A 19,873-nucleotide genomic window follows, 5' to 3' on the forward strand; every position below is an offset into this window, starting at 1 on the left:
ACCTCGCACCCGAGCTGCCGCAAATGGCTGCAAAACGGGAGCAAGGAAGCGATGTCATGACCGACACCACAGCTGTCATCACCGAGAAGCGCGGGCAGGCGTTCTGGATCACCATCAACCGGCCGGAGAAGCGCAACGCGCTGAATGGCGATGTCATCGCCGGCATCACACGCGGCTATCGCGACGCGCATGACGACAAGGACGTTCGCGTCATCGTGCTGACCGGCGCGGGCGACAAGGCGTTCTGCGCCGGCGCCGATTTGCAGAATTCCGGCGCGGCCTTCGCGATGGATCATTCCAGGCCGAATGTCGATTATGCCGATCTGCTGCGCCTGTCGCAGAACGCCACCAAGCCCGCGATCGCGCGGGTCGGCGGCGTCTGCATGGCCGGCGGCATGGGCTTGCTCTGCATGACCGACATGGCGGTGGCTGCCGATCACGTCATCTTCGGCCTGCCGGAGGTGAAGGTCGGCGTGTTCCCGATGCAGGTGCTGAGCCTGTTGCAGTCCATCGCACCGCCGCGCCTCGTCAACGAATGGGCGCTCACGGGCGAGCCCTTTGACGCGAGAGCGGCGCAAGGGGCGGGGCTGCTCAACTACGTCGTGCCCACGGCCGAGCTCGACGCAAAAGTCGATTGGCTGATCGACCGCATCGTCGACAAATCCCCGACCGCGATCCGCCGAGGCAAGTACGCCATGCGCGCCATCGCCTCGATGTCGTTCGACGAGAGCATCGCCTACACGGAAAGCCAGATCGCGCTGCTGGCGATGACCGAGGATGCCAGGGAGGGGCTGAAGGCGTTTGGGGAAAAGAGGAAGCCGGTCTGGACGGGACGGTGAGAGGGCGCTCGCGTGTCCCGGACGCGCTGCAGCGTGCAACGCTGCTGCGCAGAGCCGGGACCCAGAACGCGGCAGGGTAACACGCGGTAAGATGGGCCCCGGCTCTGCAGCGCACCGCTGAAGAAGCGCTGCGCTGCGTCCGGGGCACGAGACCCCCGGCTAGATCGACCAAGTTCACATGTCAAACAGCAGACGCAGATTCGCCTTCTCGCGGCGCAGTGCGCCCGAGCTTTGCTCTTCGCTTCACGCCCTCTCCGAGGAAAGGGCGCAGGGAAGGCCGGGTGCCGGCTGGCACCCGCAAGACTCCCGTGCAAGAATGATGCACACGCAAGGCACAGGAGCGATGACAGGGCAGCCAGACATCCGGCCTTCCCTGCGCAGTGGTTTGACGGCTTATGCGCGCTCTCCCCGGAGACGAGTTCCCTTTTGCCTCCGTCACCTCCGCGAAATTCACGGACGCCGCCCCGGTTGAAGCGGCGTCGCATTCGCAGAGGCTTGACCGTAGCAACGACGGCCAGGACCACGCGGTTTCGCCGTACGCATTCAGCGCCGTCCGTCGTGTGCGGGAGGTCGCGCGCTCACGGGGTTCATCCCGCCCTGCACACGTCCTTTCCGCATCGACGCTGATCGCGTCCACCGCAGCCCGATCCGCGGCTCGTGACGACGTACGACCGCCCCTTTCCCGGATCGGGATGGCGAGAGAATGCGTCAAAACAGAAATTCTGTAAAGGCGAATATTTTGTCGGGCGGTGGTTGACCGAGGGGATGGGTGTTTTGCCCGTCGGGCAGCGCAAGCGCTGGTGCGTAGGGGGGTTACGCCCTGCGGACTACGCTTCGCGCAGCCGCAGTGCTAACCCACCCGACGGCGCCTCACCCCGCGTTGGCCTTGAGGCCCGCCGCCTGAATGCCCGCGACCGCGCAGGCCTCGTCATTGTCGGAGGTGTCGCCGGACACGCCGACGGCGCCGAGCAGCGTGGTGCCGTCCATGATCAGCACGCCGCCGGGGACCGGCACCAGAGCGCCCTTCGCCATGGTGTTCACGGCATCGATGAAATAGGCCTGCTCCTGGGCGCGCTGGAACAGCGCGCGCGAGCCCATGCCCATGGCGAGCGCGCCATAGGCCTTGCCGTGGGCAATCTCGGCGCGCATCAGGCTGGTGCCGTCCTGCGCCGCCGCGAGCTTGAGCACGCCGCGCGCGTCCAGGATGGTGACGACCAGCGGCTTCAGCTTCAGCTCGCCCGCTTTTGCGAAGGCGGCGTCGAGGATTTTTCGAGCAGTGTCGAGCGTGAGATCAGCCATAGCTGGTTTCCTTTTCAGTGTGAGGAAGTGGAATTGGTTCCGGCGCGGTCGAGGCTCATTGCCAGCACGCGTGCGACGTGAAGTGCCTCGCGCTGGGCGCCGTCGTGGATCTGGTGCCGGCAGGAGGTGCCGTCGGCGACGACCAGTGTATTTTGATCCGCGCGGCGCACCGCCGGCAGCAGCGACAGCTCGGCCATCTGGATCGAGGCGTCATAGGTGTCGGCGCCATAGCCGAAAGCGCCGGCCATACCGCAGCAGCTCGACTCGATGGTCTCGACTTTCAAGCCGGGGACGAGCCGCAGCACCTGCTCGACCGGCTTGAAGGCGCCGAAGGATTTTTGGTGGCAATGGCCGTGGACCACGGCCTTCTCGGCGAGGGTGCCGAGCGGCAGTTGTAGCCGGCCCGCTTCCGCCTCGCGCACCAAAAATTCCTCGAAGGTCAGCGCATGCGCGCCGACGGCCTTGGCATCGCTGTCCTTGCGCAGCGACGCGAGCTCGTCGCGAAGCGTCAACAGGCAGCTTGGCTCCAGGCCGACGATCGGCACGCCGCGCGCGGCAAAGGGCGCGAAGGTGGCGACGAGACGATCGAGCTCGGACCTGGCTTCGTCGACGAGACCGGCGGACAGGAAGGTGCGGCCGCAGCAGAGCGGGCGGCTGCCGCTCGCAGGTTTTGGCATGTGCACGCGATAGCCGCCGGCAGCCAGCACGCGCAGTGCAGCGTCGAGATTCTCGCGCTCGTAGATGCGATTGAACGTGTCGGCGAACAGAACGACTTCGCGGCCGGTTTCAGGCCCCAGGCTATCGGCCGGCGACACGAACACGTCGCTGCGGAAAGCGGGGATGGCGCGGCGCGCGCTGATGCCGGCAAAGCGCTCGAACAGCTTTCGCAACAGCGGGCTGTGATTGCGCAAATTCGCCAGCGGCGCGAAGCGAGACGCGAGGCCGGCGTAGCGCGGGAGATAGCCGACCAGGCGATCGCGCAGCGTCAGGCCGTGCGAGGCTGCGCGGGCGGACAGCACCTCGATCTTCATCTTGGCCATGTCGACGCCGGTCGGGCATTCGTGGCGGCAGGCCTTGCAGGAGACGCAAAGTTTTAGCGTCTCCATCATCTCGTCGGACGACAACGCGCCCGCGCCGAGCTGGCCGGAGATCGCCAGCCGCAAGGTGTTCGCACGCCCACGCGTGACATCCTTCTCGTTGCGTGTCGCGCGGTAGGACGGGCACATCACGCCGCCCTCGAGCTTGCGGCAGGCGCCGTTGTTGTTGCACATCTCGACCGCGCCCTGAAAACCGCCGCCGGCGCCGGGATAAGCGGACCAGTCGAGCTTCGTCTTCAGTTCGCCAACGCGATAGTCCGGCTTGAAGCGGAACAGCGAGCGGTCGTCCATCTTCGGTGCATCGACGATCTTGCCGGGGTTGAGCGTGCCGTCGGGATCGAAGCGGCTCTTCACCTCCCTGAAGTCGGCGACGAGGCGCTCGCCGAACATCGTCTCGTGGAATTCGGAGCGCACCAGGCCGTCGCCATGCTCGCCGGAATGCGAACCCTTGTACTCGCGGACCAGCTCGAAGGCTTCTTCGGCGATGGCGCGCATCGCCTTGACGTCCTTCTCCAGCTTCAAATTCAGCACCGGGCGCACATGGAGGCAGCCTTCGGAGGCGTGCGCATACATCGTGCCGCTGGTGCCGTGCTTGGCAAAAACTTCGCCCAGCCGCTGCGTGTAGTCGGCGAGATGCGGCAGCGGCACGGCGCAGTCCTCGACGAAGGAGACCGGCTTGCCCTCCTGCTTCATCGACATCATGACGTTAAGGCCGGCGGCGCGGAAATCGGCGATGCCGCTCTGGAGCGCGGGCTCTGATATCTCGACCACGCCGCCCCATTTGCGCTTCTCGTTATTCCAGCCGAAGCCGAGATCGCCCATCAGCTCGCTGAGCTGCTTGAGACGCGCCAGATTATCCGCCTGGTCTTCTTCGGCGAACTCGACCACCAGCACGGCATCCGGATCGCCCTTGATCGCCGCGTTGATGATCGGCTTGAACATCGCGATGTCGCGGCCGAGCGCGACCATGGTGCGGTCGACCAGCTCGACCGCGATCGGCTTCAGCTTGACCAGATGCTGGGCCGCATCCATCGCCTCGTAGAAACTGCCGAAATGGCAGATTCCGAGCGCCTTGTTGCGGATCACAGGCCAAAGCTTCAATTCGACCTTGGTGGTGAAGGCGAGCGTGCCCTCCGAGCCGACCAGCAAATGCGCCATGTTGTTGCGCGCGTTGCGCGGCACCAGCGCATCGAGATTGTAGCCGCCGACGCGGCGCTGCACTTTTGGGAAGCGCGCGGCGATCTCGTCGGCCTCACGCGTGCCGAGATCGAGCATATCGCGGAACAGGGCGCGCATGGTGTCGCCTGCGTCGCTATCGGAGAGGTCGCGCGAGACCTCGCCAAAGCGGCTCAGCGTGCCGTCAGCGAGGGAAGCCTCGAGCGACAGTGTGTTGTCGCGCATGGTGCCGTAGCGAAGCGAGCGGCCGCCGCAGGAATTGTTGCCGGCCATGCCGCCGATGGTGGCGCGCGAGGCCGTGGAGACGTCGACCGGAAACCACAGGCCGTGCTTTCTAAGCTGGCGGTTGAGGTCGTCGAGCACGATGCCGGGTTCGACCACGCAGGTGCGGCCCTCGACGTCGAGCGACAGGATGCGGTTGAGGTGTTTTGAGAGATCGACCACGAGGCCGTCATTGACGGTCTGGCCACATTGCGAGGTGCCACCGCCGCGCGGGGTGACCTTCAGCCCCTCCTCCCGGGCGATCGCCAGAGCCCGCAGGGCCTCGTCCATGGTTTTGGGCACCACCACGCCCGCGGGCATGATCTGGTAGAACGAGGCGTCGGTGGCGTAGCGGCCGCGGCTAAAGCCGTCGAACAGGACGTCGCCGGTCATTTCCGCGCGCAGGCGCCGTTCGAGCGAGGAGGCGTTTGTCATCCCTGATCCTGGACTGCCTCAGCGAGGCAGCTCAGCCCTGCTGAGTTATTCATTATATTTCCCGATCGATTATATTATGAATTCAAAATGAGCAAGCCGACAGCCCTCAGGGCGACGCCGGCGCGTCCTCTTGGGGCTCGGTCAGGTGCTCGATCGCGGCCGCCCGCTTGTTGCGCAGGTGCTGGAACAGGATGTCGCTGAGTTCGCTGCCGGCGCGACGGCGCAGGGCGTCGAGAATGGCCTCGTGCTCGCGCATCGCCTCCGCCCAGCGCTGCCGCTTGCGGGCGAAATTGGCGGAGTAGCGGACGCGGCGGATTCGCCCGGCGAAATTGGCGTAGGTCGTCTTCAGCGTCTCGTTGCGCGCGGCGGCGACGATGCTCTCGTGGATGCGCTGGTTGGCCTGGAAATAGCCGTGCATGTCGCGGTGCAGGTAATGGCCGTACATCTCGTAATGCATCTGCTCGATCGCGATGATCTCTTCATCCGTAATGGCCTCGCAGGCGAGGCGTCCGGCGAGGCTCTCCAGCCCCGCCATCACGTCGAACAGTTCTTCCAGGTCGCGCTGGCTGAGCTGGCGCACCCGCGCGCCGCGGTTCGGCAGCAGCTCGATCAGCCCCTCGGCGGCGAGCACCTTCAATGCCTCGCGCAAGGGCGTGCGGGAGATGCCGAGCATCTCGCAGAGTTGCCGCTCGGGGACGCGCGCACCGTCGGGAATGTTGCCTTCCACGACGTAGTCGCGCAGCCGCAGCAGGACCTCACCGTGAAGCGAGGCCTCCTGGCGGTCGCCGCCATTTTGGGCGGGCGGGGCGATCGGAACCCCAGCGTCGGGAATCGTGGATTTCATTTGCAGCACAATAGTTTGCTCGTTTGGTCGCGTCGACGTCCGCAATCGAATACCAAATTTTGATTGAAAGGACAAAAAATGAATGCAAAATGACTTCCGAGCCGGCCAGAATCCGCCGGCAGGGAGGTTTTCATGCATCAGGGACGCCATTTCCTTCAGATTCCGGGCCCGAGCCCGGTCCCCGAGCGCGTCCTGCGCGCCATGGATATGCCTGTCATCGACCACCGGAGCGCGGAATTCGGCGAACTCGGCCGGGCTGTGCTCGAAGGCAGCCAGAAAATCTTCCAGACCGCTGGCCCGGTCGTGATCTTCCCCTCGTCGGGGACCGGCGCCTGGGAGGCCGCGATCGTCAACACGCTGTCACCGGGCGACAGAGTGCTGATGGTCGAGACCGGCCATTTCGCCACGTTGTGGCGGCAGATGGCCGGCCGGTTCGGCATCGAAGTCGATTTCGTGCCCGGCGACTGGCGCCGCGGCGCCGACCCCGCGGTGATCGAGGCGAAGCTCACCGAGGACAAGGCGCGTGCGATCAAGGCCGTGATGGTCGTGCACAACGAGACCTCGACCGGCGCGACCAGCCGCATCGCCGACATTCGCGCCGCGATCGACCGCACCGGCCATCCGGCGCTGCTGATGGTCGACACCATCTCCTCGCTCGGCTCGGTCGACTACCGCCACGACGAGTGGAAGGTCGACGTCAGCGTCAGCTGCTCGCAGAAGGGTTTTATGCTGCCGCCCGGCCTCGGCTTCAACGCGATCTCGGAGAAGGCCCGCGCCGCTGCGAAGACCAACAAGATGCCGCGCTCCTATTTCGACTGGGAGGAGATGCTCAAGCCGAACGCCAACGGCTTCTTCCCCTACACGCCGGCGACCAATCTGCTGTACGGCCTGCGCGAGGCGATCGCGATGTTGCTCGAAGAAGGGCTCGGCAACGTGTTCGCGCGCCATCAGCGGCTGGCTGCCGCAACCCGTGCGGCCGTCAATCATTGGGGGCTCGAAGTGCTCTGCCAGGAGCCGGCTGAGTTCTCGCCGGTGCTCACCGCTGTGCTGATGCCGCCGGAGCATGATGCGGACGCGTTCCGCAAGATCGTGCTCGAGAATTACAACATGTCGCTCGGCTCCGGCCTCTCCAAGGTCGCCGGAAAAGTCTTCCGCATCGGCCATCTCGGCGAATGCAATGCGCTGACATTGCTTGGTGCGCTCACCGGCGTGGAGATGGGCCTGTCGGTTGCGGGCGTGCCGCACCGCTCCGGCGGCGTCGATGTCGCGATGAAGCTCCTGGAGCAGCGCCCACAGGGCAATGCGTCGCCGCATCTGAAAGTGGTCGGGACTTAAGTCGCGCGGGACACGCGGGCGGCAATCATAAAAAACGGTCAGGGAGGGTGGAGATGGGTGTCAGGTTCAAGGCGACGCATGTCGTGCTGGCGATGCTCTGCGCGATGTATTTCATCACCTATGTCGACCGGGTGAACATCGGCACCGCCGCGAGCGAGATCCAGAAGGAGCTCGGCCTGTCGAATACCCAGCTCGGCCTCGTCTTCTCCGCCTTCGCTTATCCCTATCTCCTATTCCAGGTGATCGGCGGCTGGGTCGGCGATCGTTTCGGGCCGCGCAAGACGCTGTTCTGGTGCGGCATGATCTGGGCGGTGGCGACCATCTCGACTGGCTTCGTCAACGGTCTCTTCGCGCTGTTCATCGCGCGGTTCGCGCTCGGCTTCGGCGAGGGCGCGACATTCCCCACCGCAACGCGGGCGATGCAATATTGGACACCCGCGAACCGCCGTGGTTTTGCGCAGGGGCTCACGCACTCTTTCGCCCGGCTGGGCAATGCCGTGACGCCGCCGGTGGTGGCGCTGCTGATTCTGTGGCTGACCTGGCGCGGCGCGTTCGTCGTGCTCGGCTTCGTCAGCCTGATCTGGGGCGTGATCTGGGTCTGGTACTTCCGCAACGAGCCGAAGGAGCACGCCTCCATCACCGAGGCCGAGCTTGCCGCATTGCCGCCGCGTCCGACCGGCGAGCGGCCGCGCGTGCCGTGGGGCCCGCTATTGGGCCGGATGTGGCCGGTGACGCTGACCTATTTCTGCTACGGCTGGTGCCTGTGGCTGTACCTGAACTGGCTGCCACTGTTCTTCAAGAACAACTACAGCCTGGACATCAAGAACTCGGCGCTGTTCGCCTCTGGCGTCTTCTTTGCCGGCGTGGTTGGCGACAGCGTCGGCGGCGTGCTGTCGGACAAGATCCTCGATCGCACCGGCAATGTCCGCCTGGCGCGGCTCAGCGTTACCGTTGCGGGATTTGCGGGGGCGCTGCTCTCGCTGTTTCCGATCCTGTTCGTCCATGACATCACGATCGTGGCGCTGTGCCTGTCGGCGGGCTTCTTCTGTGCTGAGTTGGTGATCGGCCCGATGTGGTCGATCCCGATGGACATCGCCCCGAAATATTCCGGGACCGCCTCAGGCCTCATGAACACCGGCTCGGCCTTCGCCGCGATCGTCTCCCCGCTGGTTGCCGGCTTCGTGATCGACGCGACCGGCAATTGGTACCTGCCGTTCCTGATGTCGATGGGGCTGCTGCTGCTCGGCGGGGCCTCCGCCTTCCTGATGCATCCGGAGCGCCCGTTCACGGACGCCGAGGAGCGCCTGCCGTCCGGCAGGGTGGTGGCGGCGGAGTAGGGCGGCGGAGGACCGCCGGTTATGCATGGGAGTGGCCCTTTGGAGAGGGGACAAGCTGGTCAAATGGTGCTATTCGGCGGCCATCAAAATAAGGCAAGACCGGGAAGGACGCCGATGACCGTGCATACTGGAAGGCATTTTCTCCAGATTCCAGGACCGACCAACGTGCCCGACCGCGTGCTGCGGGCGATGGACATGCCGACGCTGGACCATCGCGGCCCGGAGTTCGCCGAGCTCGGCTTCGGCGTGCTTGCCGCGATGCAGCGGGTGTTCCGCACCAAGCAGCCCGTGATCATCTTCCCCTCGTCCGGCACCGGTGCCTGGGAAGCGGCGATGGTCAACGTGTTCGCCCCCGGCGACAAGGTCCTGATGTGCGAGACCGGCCAGTTCGCCGTGCTGTGGCGCGGCATCGCCGAAAAATTCAAGATCGACGTCGACTTCATCCCGAGCGACTGGCGCCATGGCGCCGACCTCGGCGAGATCGAGAAGCGCCTCGTCGCCGACAAGCAGCACGCGATCAAGGCTGTCTGCGTCGTCCACAACGAGACCTCGACCGGCTGCGTGACGCCGCCGCTGGAGGTGCGCAAGATACTAGATCGCACAAAACATCCGGCGTTGTTGATGGTCGATACCATCTCCGGCCTCGGCTCGATGGAATATGAGCACGATGCCTGGGGCATCGACGTCTCGGTCGCCGGCTCCCAGAAGGGCCTGATGCTGCCGCCGGGCCTCAGCTTCAACGCCGTCTCGGACAAGGCGCTCGCTGTCGCGAAGGCCAATCCCGGCATGCGCTCCTACTGGGATTGGCAGGAGGTCATCTCCTTCAACAAGCTCGGCACCTTCCCGTATACGCCCGCGACTAATCTGCTCTACGGCCTGCGCGAAGCGGTCAAGATGCTGGAGGAAGAGGGGCTCGAGAACGTCTGGTCCCGCCACAAGCGCCACAGCGCCGCGACGCGTGCCGCAGTCAAGGTCTGGGGCCTGGAGACGCAGTGTGCCGATCCTGCCGCGCATTCGCCGGCGCTGACCGGCGTGCGCGTGCCTGATGGCCACGACGCCGACGCCTTCCGCAAGGTGGTGCTGGAAAACTTCGACATGTCGCTCGGCACCGGCCTGAACAAGGTCAAGGGCAAGGTGTTCCGCATCGGCCATATCGGCCACTTCAACGATCTGATGCTGATGGGCACGCTCGCCGGCGTCGAGATGGGCCTGGATCTTGCAAAGATCCCGCATCGGAGCGGCGGCGTATTGGCGGCCATGGACGTCCTGAAGGGACGCGACGCGGTGCCGATGGCCAAGGCACAGGTTGCATAATGGTTCAGGCGGCCTGAACCACCTTAAGAGAAGAAGAGACGCGCGATGAACGCACCGACCACGACCAACGAAGACCTGCTCTACTCCGTCACGGACGGCATCGCGCGGATCACCTTCAACCGCCCGCAGGCGCGCAACGCCATGACCTTCGCCATGTATGACCGCATGGCGGAGATCTGCCAGGAGATCAACGCCGATCGCTCGATCAAGGCGCTGATCCTCACCGGTGCCGGCGACAAGGCGTTCGCCTCCGGCACCGACATTTCCCAGTTTCGCGCGTTCAAAACCGCGCAGGACGCGCTCGACTACGAGGCGCGGATCGACCGCGTGCTCGGCACGCTCGAACAGTGCCGCGTGCCCGTGATCGCGGCGATCGCGGGCGCCTGCACCGGCGGCGGCGCCGGCATTGCGGCCTGCTGCGATCTTCGCATCGGCACCGAGACGACGCGCATCGGCTTTCCGATCGCGCGCACGCTCGGCAACTGCCTGTCGATGTCCAACATCAGCCGCGTCGTGTCGCTGGTGGGTCCCGCCCGGACCAAGGATATGATCTTCAAGGCGCGCTTGGTCGAGGCGCCGGAAGCGCTGGCGCTCGGCCTGCTCAACGAAATCGTCCCCGATGTCGAGACGCTGCAGCGCCGCGCGGATGAGACCGCAAAGCTCGTCGCGAGCCACGCGCCGCTCACGCTGGAAGCGACCAAGGAAGCGGTGCGCCGCATCCGCCGCACGCTGTCGCGCGAGGAGGGCGAGGACCTGATCCTCAAGGCCTATATGAGCGAAGACTTTCGCGAGGGGATGGACGCTTTCCTCAACAAGCGTACGCCGGTCTGGAAGGGCAAGTAGCGGGCCCTCGGCCCACACGCCGGCTTTTCGCGCCGGATGCGCGGCGCGAAAAGCCAAGGCGATTGCTGACGATATTCGTCAGCTGTCCAGCGCAGCTCCTGTTGTCGCAAGGGTTTCAAGCGGTTCCGTCGCTCGGAACCGCGATTGCACGCGTGTGCGTCCGCGCGTTCACGTTGACGGCGCGACGAGCTCCGGCATAAGATCGTAGAGGTTGCATTCCACCGTCTCGTTTTTGAGGCGGCGGACCGGCCGGGTGATTCAAGTCCAGTCGAATTGAGTGACGTGAATTGCACGAAACGTTCTGTAGGGCCGTGCTCCAACCGGACGTCATTGAACTGAAATTGAACTGTAGAAATAGCGAACTAGTTTTCGACGACGCGAGACGCGCCAGAATTTCATTGCCGACATCCCAACGCCAGGCACGGCCTCGCGAATAAGCCCAAGCTCCTGAACCAAGACCCTTAAGCCAAGGCCTCATTCACGACCGTTGAGTCTCGTCTGATTTCTCAGACCGATTAGTCACGTCGCCGCGCCCCATGCGGCGGCGCCTTCATGGCAACGCAGGCAGGGATTTTTCATGACCAATCATACGCCGGTTTTCACCTCGTCTTCCGCGACGGGCAGCTTCACCGAATTCGCCAACCTCACCGATTCAACCACGCTGCACACGCTGTCGGGAACCATGAGTTTCAAGGACAGCGACAAGACCGACACCCATACGACGACCGCGACGCTGCATTCCGCGGTGGTCTCCGGCGGAACAATCGTCCCTGCGGCCTCGCTTGCGCATTTCCAGGCCGCGATGCAATCGCAAATCCTGAGCGATTCAAACGGCAACGGTCAGCTCAAATGGAGCTTTAGCGACCAGGACGAGGATTTCGATTTCCTCGCCAAGAACCAGACGCTGGTCCTGACTTACGACGTCAAGGTCTCCGACAACCACGGCGGCTATGCGATCCAGACGGTCAAGATCACCGTCACCGGCACCGACGACAAGCCCGTGATCAACATGACGACCGCCGCGACCGTCACCGAGCAGACCAACCAGACGCTGTCGCTCTCGCCTGACACGGTTCATGTCGCGCTCAATTTCACCGACGACGACCTCGCCAACACCGGCCATACCGCAACCGTGATCGGCGTCTCCGCCTCCGGCGCCACCGCGGGCCTGTTGCCGGGTTCGCTCGGCGATGCAGAGTTGATGTCGTTTTATCACGTCGACAACGTCGTCAAGGCGTCAGGCTCCTCGGCCGGCACCATCAACACCACCTTCTCCGCGCCCGATCTTGCCTTCGACTATCTTGCCGCGGGCCAGCATCTCGACATCACCTACACGGTGCAGCTCGACGACCATGCCGGCGGCGTCTCGACCCAGACCGTCATGGTCACCGTGGTCGGCACCAACGACAAGCCGGTGTACCTGTCGTGCCCGGAATCGGCTGCGCTCGTCGAAGATCAAAATGTCAGCCCGACCGGCAATCTCACCGCGCATGACAGCCTGCTCTTCGCCGACGTCGATCTCGCCGATGCGCATACCGTCTCGACGACGGTCACCGCGACGCGCTCGGGCGGCGGCGCGATACCCCTGACCAATGCGCAATTGCTGGCGGCGTTCGGCACCTCGCTCCAGGATTCGACCGGGCATGTGATCGGCGAAGTCGACTGGAATTTCGCGTTCCCCAATTCATCGGCGAATTTCCTCAACGGCGGCGAGACGCTCAAGCTCGTCTATCACGTTGCGGTCGACGACGGTCATGGCGGCTCCACCACCCAGGACGTCACCATCACCATCCTCGGCGTCAACCATCCGGTCGTGATCACGAGCGGGGCAGAATCCTCCACCGTGGTCGAGCAGGACGCCACCACGGGTTCGTCAGCGCCCGACACGACGCCGACGATACCCGCCGGCACGCTCGCTTTCACCGACCAGGACACCAACGACACCCATACGGTGACGGTTACGCTGGATTCGAGCTCCGGGCCGACGCCGCCGGCGGCGACGCAGGCCGATCTCGCCGCGGCGCTGACCACTGTGCTGCACGATTCCACGGGCACCGGTACCGGCAGCATCGACTGGAATTTCGCGATTCCGGATAAGGACCTCGATTATCTCGCGGCCAACGAAACACTGACGGTGAACTACAACGTCAAGGTCGCCGACGGCTCGACCAGCTCGACGCAGACCGTCTCCGTCGTCATCACCGGCGCCAACGATGCTGTTACGATGACCGGCGGACCGGGGTCGGCTTCGCTGTCCGAGCAGGCCGGCGTGACCGGATCGAATGCGATGGACACGACGAGCCCGGTGCCGACGGGGACGCTGAGCTTCAACGACGTCGACCTGTCGGACGTTCACTCCGTCAGCGTCGTGCTGAACTCCGCGGTGTGGTCGTTCGATCCGAGCTTCGTACCACCGGATACGCTGGCCGACCTCCAGAATGCGCTCACCACGGCCTTGCACGATTCGACCGGAACGGGCACGGGCAGTCTCGACTGGACATTCTCGATCCGGGACGGCGACCTCGACTTCCTCAGCCCCGGTGAGACGCTCACCGTGCAATATGACGTCATCGTCGCCGACGGCAGCACGACCTCGACCCAGACGGTGACGGTCACGATCAACGGCGCCTCGGACCCGCTGCTGGTGACACCGGTCACGGTGGAGACGTCCGACACCGCGGCGCCCGACACCGGCACCGTGCTTGCCAGCGGCGCGATCTCCGACGTGAGCCATCCGATCGACCTGTCTACGCCGCGGACCATCTCGGAGGTGAACGGCAGCGCCGCCAATGTCGGCGCGATGGTCGCTGGCGCCCATGGTTCGCTGCTGCTCAATTCGGACGGCAGCTACGCCTATTACGCCGACGCCTCGGTCGATCCGCTCCAGGCCGGCGACAATGTCAGCGACGTCTTCAGCTTCACCGTCGACGACGGTCAGGGCCATCAGGCCACGACGACGATGACCTTCAACATCGCAGGCACCAACGACTATCCCGTCATCACCGCGGCCAATGCGAGCGGATCGGTCACCGAGGACGCGGGGCCTACCTCGATCGTCAACGGCGATTTCGAGACCGGCAATCTCACGGGCTGGAGTGTCAGCGGGTCGCATATCCACGTTCTGCAATATGAGCTCGGCGGCAGCTTCGGCCATTATTCGGTGCAGCTTGCCCCGACTGACGTCGACGAGACGCTCTCCCAGGCCATAGCGACCACGCCCGGCCAGCACTATTTCCTCAGCTTCGACCTCATCGGCGATCCCGAACAGGCCAGCACGCCATTTTCGGTGATCTGGGACGGTATCACGCTGATGTCGACCGGCGTCTCGCCGGGCATTCATCACTATGCATTCGACGTGACCGGCGACCCGGTGCTGTCCACCTCCACATTGCAATTTAGCTACAACGACTTCACGGATGGCATGATCCTCGATTCCGTGAATGTCAGCCCGGCGACGGGGCCGGCGACCGAGTCCACGTCAGGCTCGTTCTCATTCTCCGACGCCGAGACGACCGATACGCACACGGCCAGCTTCGTGCCCGCGGATAGCAATTATGTCGGTACGTTCTCGCTCGATCCGGTCAGCGAGTCCGGCGGGGCGGGCTCGGTCGGTTGGCACTTCACGGTGAACAATGCCGACATCCAGTTCCTGGCGCAGGGGCAAACGCTGACCCAGGATTATTTCGTCACGGTCGACGACGGTCACGGTGGCACCGTCATTCAGGATGTCACCGTTACCATCGACGGCACCAACGACGCGCCGACTGCGGTCAGCGAGACTGTGGTGACGGATGCGGGAGCAGGCGGATCAGTTGCCATTGCGGCCTGGGCCTTGGCGCTGAACGACACCGATCCCGACACGACGGACAGCCACGCGCTCGGGGCCGTCACGTCGAGCTCCGGCGGCAGCGCCGGCGCAGCTTTCGGCTTTGCGTTCTTCACCGACGACGCAACGGCCGGCGGCTCGTTCGACTACACAGCCTCGGACGGGATGACGACGTCCTCCAACACCGCGACCGCTACCGTGATCAACAACGCCGCCAGCGCCTCGGTGCTGAACGGGACGAGCGGCGACGACATCATCGTCGCCACCAACGGGACTGAGGCCTTGAATGGCGGAGGCGGCAACGACGTCCTGATCGGGACCGCTTCCGGCCATGTCATGACCGGCGGCAGCGGCAACGATGTGTTCGCGTTTCTTCAGCCGCCGACCGCGCCCGGCCAGATCACGGACTTCAACAACACCACCGAGCACGACCGCATCGCCATCTCTGCGAACAGTTTTGGTGGCGGCCTGACGGCGGGCATGGACGTGACATCGACATTCGAGACCTCGGCCGACAACACCTTCTCCGGTGCGGCCGAATTCCATTTCGATAGCGGCAACCAGACGCTCTATTTCAGCGCGGATGGCACGCAAGGCTCGGCGGTCGCGGTTGTGGTCGTCCAGGCCGGTGCGGTGATCAACCCGCACGACATCCTGCTGGTGTAACCCGGCTGGCACCTGCTTGCGAGTGGCGCGGGCTCCGCAAGGGGCCCGCGCTTTTTTGCGGGGCGGCCGTGCTTGCAATCGGTCTCATTCCAAAGTCATAAGCGGTGCGGCGCCGGGCCGGCTTGAACTGACCGGCGATCGCCCGCACAATGCAGTCCGCTCGACATCGCGAATTGCCAATCCAAACAAGAACATAGGGAAGATGCGCGTGAGACATGGAATGAGGGCCGCAATGACGCTGGCAGCCGCGCTTTGCGGCACGCCGGCTTTTGCCGGCTGGGAGCCGACGAAGCCCGTTGAGATCGTGGTGGCGGCGGGCGCCGGCGGCGCCTCCGACCAGATGGCGCGGATGATGCAGGCCGCGATCCAGAAGAACAATCTGATGAAGCAGCCGATGGTGGTCTCGCTGAAGGGCGGGGCGTCGGGCGCGGAAGCGCTGATGTACATGAAGTCCAGCGAAGGCGACCCGAACAAGGTGCTGATTGCCTATTCGCTGATCTACATGCTGCCGCTGTCGGCGAAGATCCCGTTCAATTGGCGTGAGCTCACACCGGTCTCGGTGATCGCGCTCGACCAGTTCGTGCTCTGGGACAACAGCGAGGGTCCCAAGACGGTGAAGGAGTTCGTCGCCGCCGCGAAGGCTGCGAGCGCGCCGTTCAAGATGGGCGGCACCGGTTCCAAGCGCGAAGATCACGTGCTGACCGTGTTCCTGGAGCAGAAGACCGGCGCAAAGTTCTCCTATCTGCCCTACAAGTCCGGCGGCGAGGCCGCGACCCAGCTCGTCGGTAACCACACCGAATCCAACGTCAACAACCCGTCCGAAAATCTCGAGGTCTGGCGCGCCGGCCAGGTGCGTCCGCTCTGCGTGTTCGACAAGGAGCGCATCTCCTACACCAGCAAGGTGACGGACACGCAATCCTGGGCCGACATCCCGACCTGCAAGGAGGAGGGCGTCGACGTCCAGTACCTGATGCTGCGCGCGATGTTCCTGCCCGGCAAGGTCACGCCGGAGCAGCAGGCGTTCTATGTCGAGCTGTTCCACAAGGTGACACAGACCACGGAATACAAGGACTACATGGAGAAACAGGCATTGAAGCCGATCTTCCTCACCGGCAAGGATATGGTGCAATTCCTCGAGGAGGACGATGCCATCAACAAATCGCTGATGACGGAAGCCGGATTCGTCGCGAAGTGACCACATCCACCGCGTCATGCCCCGCGAAGGCGGGGCATCCAGTATTGCACAGAACTCGACGAAAGACGGCTTCTGCACGGCGTACTGGATCATCCGCTTTCGCGGATGATGACAGCGCAATTTGATCTTGCAGAGCTCATGTCCCAAACCGATCTTGAAATCGTCGTCGACGATCCGACCGCGCCTGAAGACGACTCGCCCTCCGTCGTCTCCTCCGGCACGGTGGAGATATTCGTCTGTCTGCTGCTGCTCGCACTGGCCATCACGCTCGGCTACGACAATTGGCGCACCGGCGCGTCCTGGGACGCAACCGGGCCCGAGCCCGGCTACTTCCCGTTCTATCTCTCCATCATCCTCGGCGGCGGCAGCCTCTACGGCCTGATCGCGGCACTGGTTGCACACCGCAAGGCGGCAGAGACCTTCGTCACGCGCGCGCAGGCGCGCCGCGTGATGGCGGTGTTCGTGCCGACGCTGCTGTTCTGCGGGGTGACGCAGTTCCTCGGTCTCTATATCGCGAGCTTCCTGCTGATCGCCGGCTTCATGCGCCTCGTCGGCAAGATCGCGCTGTGGAAGTCACTGCTCACCGCTTTTGTGTTCACGGCGATCATGTTCGTCACCTTCGACATCGCCTTCGACGTCATCATGCCGAAGGGGCCGTTCGAAGCGGCCTTCGGCCATTAGGCGGACCTGCGATGGAAGCTCTCGGTCTCTTGCTTCACGGCTTCGCCGTCCTGCTGACGTGGAAGACGCTCGTGCTGATGATGGTTGGGCTGGTGCTCGGCATTTTCGTTGGCGTGCTGCCCGGGCTCGGCGGCCCCAACGGCGTTGCGATCCTGCTGCCGCTGACCTTCACGATGGATCCGACCTCGGCGATCGTGATGCTGTCTTGTATCTATTGGGGCGCGCTGTTCGGCGGCGCGATCACCTCGATCCTGTTCAACATTCCCGGCGAAGCCTGGTCGGTCGCGACCACGTTCGACGGCTATCCGATGGCGCAGCAGGGCAGGGCGGCGGAGGCACTGACCGCGGCGTTCACCTCCTCCTTCATCGGCTCGCTGGTCGCGGTGCTCTTGATCACCTTCCTCGCGCCGATGATCTCGTCCTTTGCGCTGAAGTTCGGCCCGCCCGAGTTCTTCGCGGTGTATCTCTTGACCTTCTGCTCCTTCGTCGGCCTCGGCCGCGAAGCCAAGCACAAGACTGTCATCTCGATGTCGCTCGGCCTTCTGCTCGCCGGCATCGGCATGGACACGGTGTCGGGCAATCTGCGCATGACCTTCGGCTCGTCCGAGCTGTTGCGTGGCATCAATTTCCTCGTCGCCGTGATCGGCCTGTTCGGCATCAGCGAGATCCTGCTGACGATGGAGGAACGGCTGGCGCTGCGTGGGCACGCCGCGAGCATCTCGCTGCGAGTCGTGCTGAATGTGTGGAAGGACCTGCCGAAATATTGGGTGACGCTGCTGCGCTCCTCCTTCATCGGCTGCTGGCTCGGCATCACCCCGGGCGGCGCGATCGCAGCCTCCTTCATGGGCTACAATCTCGCCAAGCGCTTTTCGAAGGATCCCGAGAGTTTTGGCAAGGGCCGCATCGAGGGCGTGTTCGCGCCGGAAACGGCGGCCCACGCCTCCGGCACCGCGGCGCTGCTGCCGATGCTCGCGCTCGGCATTCCCGGCTCCGGCACCGCCGCGATCCTGCTTGGCGGCCTGATGGTGTGGGGACTCAATCCGGGCCCGCTGCTGTTCGTCGAGCACAAGGACTTCGTCTGGGGCCTGATCGCTTCGATGTATCTCGGCAATGTCGTCGGCCTCGTGCTGGTGCTGACGACGGTGCCGATCTTCGCCTCGATCCTGCGTGTGCCCTTCGCGGCGGTGGCGCCGATGATCGTGGTGTCCTGCGCGATCGGCGCCTACGCGATCCAGAACGCGATGTTCGACATCTGGCTGATGCTCGGCTTCGGTGTCGTCGGCTACGTCTTCAAGAAGATCGGCATTCCGCTTGCGCCCTTCACGCTGGCGCTCGTGCTCGGCAACCGTGCCGAGGATGCCTTCCGCCTGTCGATGATCGGCTCCGGCGGAACCCTGAAAGTGTTCTGGTCGAACGGCCTGGTCGGGTCGATCACAACCCTGGCGATCGTTCTGCTGTTCTGGCCGGTGATCGACGGCTTGCTCGCCCGCGTCGGATGGACGCAACGAACCAGAGCGACGTGAGGCGCTCACACCACCTTGGCGTTTCTGAGCCCTGCGATCTCGTCCGCGCCGAAGCCGAACTCCTTCAACACCTCGTCGGTCTGCTCGCCGAATTCCGGCGGCCGCGCCACCATCCTGCTTGGCGTGCGCGACAGCGTCACGGGCTGGCCGACCAGACGGATGTGGCGATCCTCCCCGTTCGGCACGTCCTGTGCGATGCCGAGATGTTTGACCTGCGCGTCATCGAACATCTGGTCGATCGCATAGATCGGCCCGCAGGGCACACCGGCGTCGTTGAACTCGCGGACCCAGGTCTCGGTCGACTTCGTCAGGGTGCGCTTCTCGATTTCGGCGTTGAGCGCGTCGCGGTTCTTGGAGCGGCTGGGTGCCGTCGCATAATCGGGATGGCTGTAGAGCTCGGGGGCACCGATCGTTTGCGCGCAACGCTCCCAGATCCGACCGCCCGTGGTGGCGATGTTGATGAAGCCGTCCGAGGTCTTGAACACGCCGGTCGGGATGCTGGTCGGATGGTTGTTGCCGGCCTGCTTGGCGACCTCCTTCTCCATTAGCCAGCGTGCGGCCTGGAAGTCGAGCATGAAGATCTGGGCCTGGAGCAGCGAGGTCTGCACCCACTGGCCCTTGCCCGAGACCTCACGCTCGAGCAGCGCGGTGAGGATGCCCATGGCGCAGAACAGGCCCGCGGTGAGGTCGGCGACGGGAATGCCGACCCGCATCGGCCCTTCGCCCGGCGCGCCGGTGATCGACATCAGCCCGCCCATGCCCTGTGCGATCTGATCGAAACCGGGCCGCTTGTGGTAGGGGCCGTCCTGGCCGAAGCCGGAAATGCTGCCGTAGACGATACCGGGGTTGATCGCGGCGAGGCTCTCATAGTCGATGCCCAGCTTTTTCTTGACATCGGGCCGGAAGTTCTCGACCACCACGTCGGCCTTAGCGGCGAGGCGCTTGAACACGGCAAGCCCGCGCGCGTCCTTCAGGTTCAGCGTCATCGCCCGCTTGTTACGGTGCAAATTCTGGAAGTCGGAGCCCCGGCGCGGTCCGCCCGGCTGCTCGCCGCCGGAATCCTCGGTGAGCGCGTCGATTTTGATCACCGTGGCGCCCCAGTCCGCGAGCTGCCGCACACAGGTCGGCCCGGACCGGACCCGGGTCAGATCGAGCACGGTGAAGCGCGACAGGGCTTCGGAGGCATGAGGGATGGGCATTGC

The 19,873-nt window shown here is 64.5% G+C and carries 12 protein-coding genes and 1 pseudogene; 9 read left to right on the top strand and 4 right to left on the bottom strand.

Annotation, left to right across the window (positions count from 1 at the left end; all coding sequences use genetic code 11):
* Positions 1-56 precede the first annotated feature (56 nt).
* Positions 57-839: an enoyl-CoA hydratase/isomerase family protein gene (locus tag B5V03_RS34735; protein WP_129274861.1), complete on the top strand. Its 783-nt coding sequence runs from the start codon at positions 57-59 to the stop codon at positions 837-839.
* 870 nt (positions 840-1,709) lie between these two features.
* Here the strand turns inward: B5V03_RS34735 and B5V03_RS34745 are convergent.
* The 3 genes and pseudogenes from B5V03_RS34745 to B5V03_RS34755 form a co-directional block, all read right to left on the bottom strand.
* On the bottom strand, positions 1,710-2,138 hold the full coding sequence (locus tag B5V03_RS34745; protein WP_129274862.1) for a GlcG/HbpS family heme-binding protein: 429 nt from the start codon (positions 2,136-2,138) through the stop codon (positions 1,710-1,712).
* Positions 2,131-5,107, bottom strand: a pseudogene (locus tag B5V03_RS34750) (FAD-binding and (Fe-S)-binding domain-containing protein). Before B5V03_RS34750 ends, B5V03_RS34745 begins: the two are co-directional and overlap by 8 nt.
* Positions 5,108-5,213: 106 nt before the next feature.
* On the bottom strand, positions 5,214-5,951 hold the full coding sequence (locus tag B5V03_RS34755) for a GntR family transcriptional regulator (RefSeq protein WP_164988480.1): 738 nt from the start codon (positions 5,949-5,951) through the stop codon (positions 5,214-5,216).
* A gap of 132 nt (positions 5,952-6,083) precedes the next feature.
* Here B5V03_RS34755 and B5V03_RS34760 point away from each other — a divergent pair, with 132 nt between their 5' ends.
* The 8 genes from B5V03_RS34760 to B5V03_RS34795 all read left to right on the top strand — a co-directional run bounded on the left by B5V03_RS34760 (position 6,084) and on the right by B5V03_RS34795 (position 18,671).
* Positions 6,084-7,286, top strand: a complete 1,203-nt coding sequence (locus B5V03_RS34760) for a pyridoxal-phosphate-dependent aminotransferase family protein (RefSeq protein WP_129274865.1) — start codon at positions 6,084-6,086, stop codon at positions 7,284-7,286.
* A gap of 53 nt (positions 7,287-7,339) precedes the next feature.
* The gene (locus tag B5V03_RS34765) at positions 7,340-8,623 is read left to right on the top strand and encodes an MFS transporter (RefSeq protein ID WP_129274866.1); all 1,284 of its coding nucleotides are present in this window, start codon (positions 7,340-7,342) and stop codon (positions 8,621-8,623) included.
* Positions 8,624-8,737: 114 nt separating this feature from the next.
* Positions 8,738-9,937: a pyridoxal-phosphate-dependent aminotransferase family protein gene (locus B5V03_RS34770; RefSeq protein WP_129274867.1), complete on the top strand. Its 1,200-nt coding sequence runs from the start codon at positions 8,738-8,740 to the stop codon at positions 9,935-9,937.
* 45 nt (positions 9,938-9,982) lie between these two features.
* Positions 9,983-10,780, top strand: a complete 798-nt coding sequence (locus B5V03_RS34775) for an enoyl-CoA hydratase/isomerase family protein (protein WP_129274868.1) — start codon at positions 9,983-9,985, stop codon at positions 10,778-10,780.
* A 577-nt stretch (positions 10,781-11,357) separates the two neighbouring features.
* Entirely contained in the window at positions 11,358-15,272 is a 3,915-nt protein-coding gene (locus B5V03_RS34780) for a beta strand repeat-containing protein (protein ID WP_129274869.1), read from the top strand.
* 220 nt (positions 15,273-15,492) lie between these two features.
* Entirely contained in the window at positions 15,493-16,467 is a 975-nt protein-coding gene (locus B5V03_RS34785; RefSeq protein ID WP_164988481.1) for a Bug family tripartite tricarboxylate transporter substrate binding protein, read from the top strand.
* Between the two features lie 138 nt (positions 16,468-16,605).
* Positions 16,606-17,148 (top strand): tripartite tricarboxylate transporter TctB family protein, encoded by a 543-nt coding sequence (locus tag B5V03_RS34790; RefSeq protein ID WP_129274871.1) that lies wholly within the window; start codon positions 16,606-16,608, stop codon positions 17,146-17,148.
* A gap of 11 nt (positions 17,149-17,159) precedes the next feature.
* Positions 17,160-18,671 carry a tripartite tricarboxylate transporter permease gene (locus tag B5V03_RS34795; RefSeq protein WP_129274872.1) on the top strand — a complete coding sequence of 504 codons (1,512 nt, stop codon included), beginning with the start codon at positions 17,160-17,162 and terminating at the stop codon, positions 18,669-18,671.
* Positions 18,672-18,676: 5 nt separating this feature from the next.
* Here the strand turns inward: B5V03_RS34795 and B5V03_RS34800 are convergent, their stop codons facing one another.
* On the bottom strand, positions 18,677-19,870 hold the full coding sequence (locus tag B5V03_RS34800) for a CaiB/BaiF CoA transferase family protein (RefSeq protein WP_129274873.1): 1,194 nt from the start codon (positions 19,868-19,870) through the stop codon (positions 18,677-18,679).
* Between the last annotated feature and the right edge of the window lie 3 nt (positions 19,871-19,873).

This window comes from Bradyrhizobium betae (genome assembly GCF_004123905.1).
GTDB lineage: Bacteria > Pseudomonadota > Alphaproteobacteria > Rhizobiales > Xanthobacteraceae > Bradyrhizobium > Bradyrhizobium betae_A.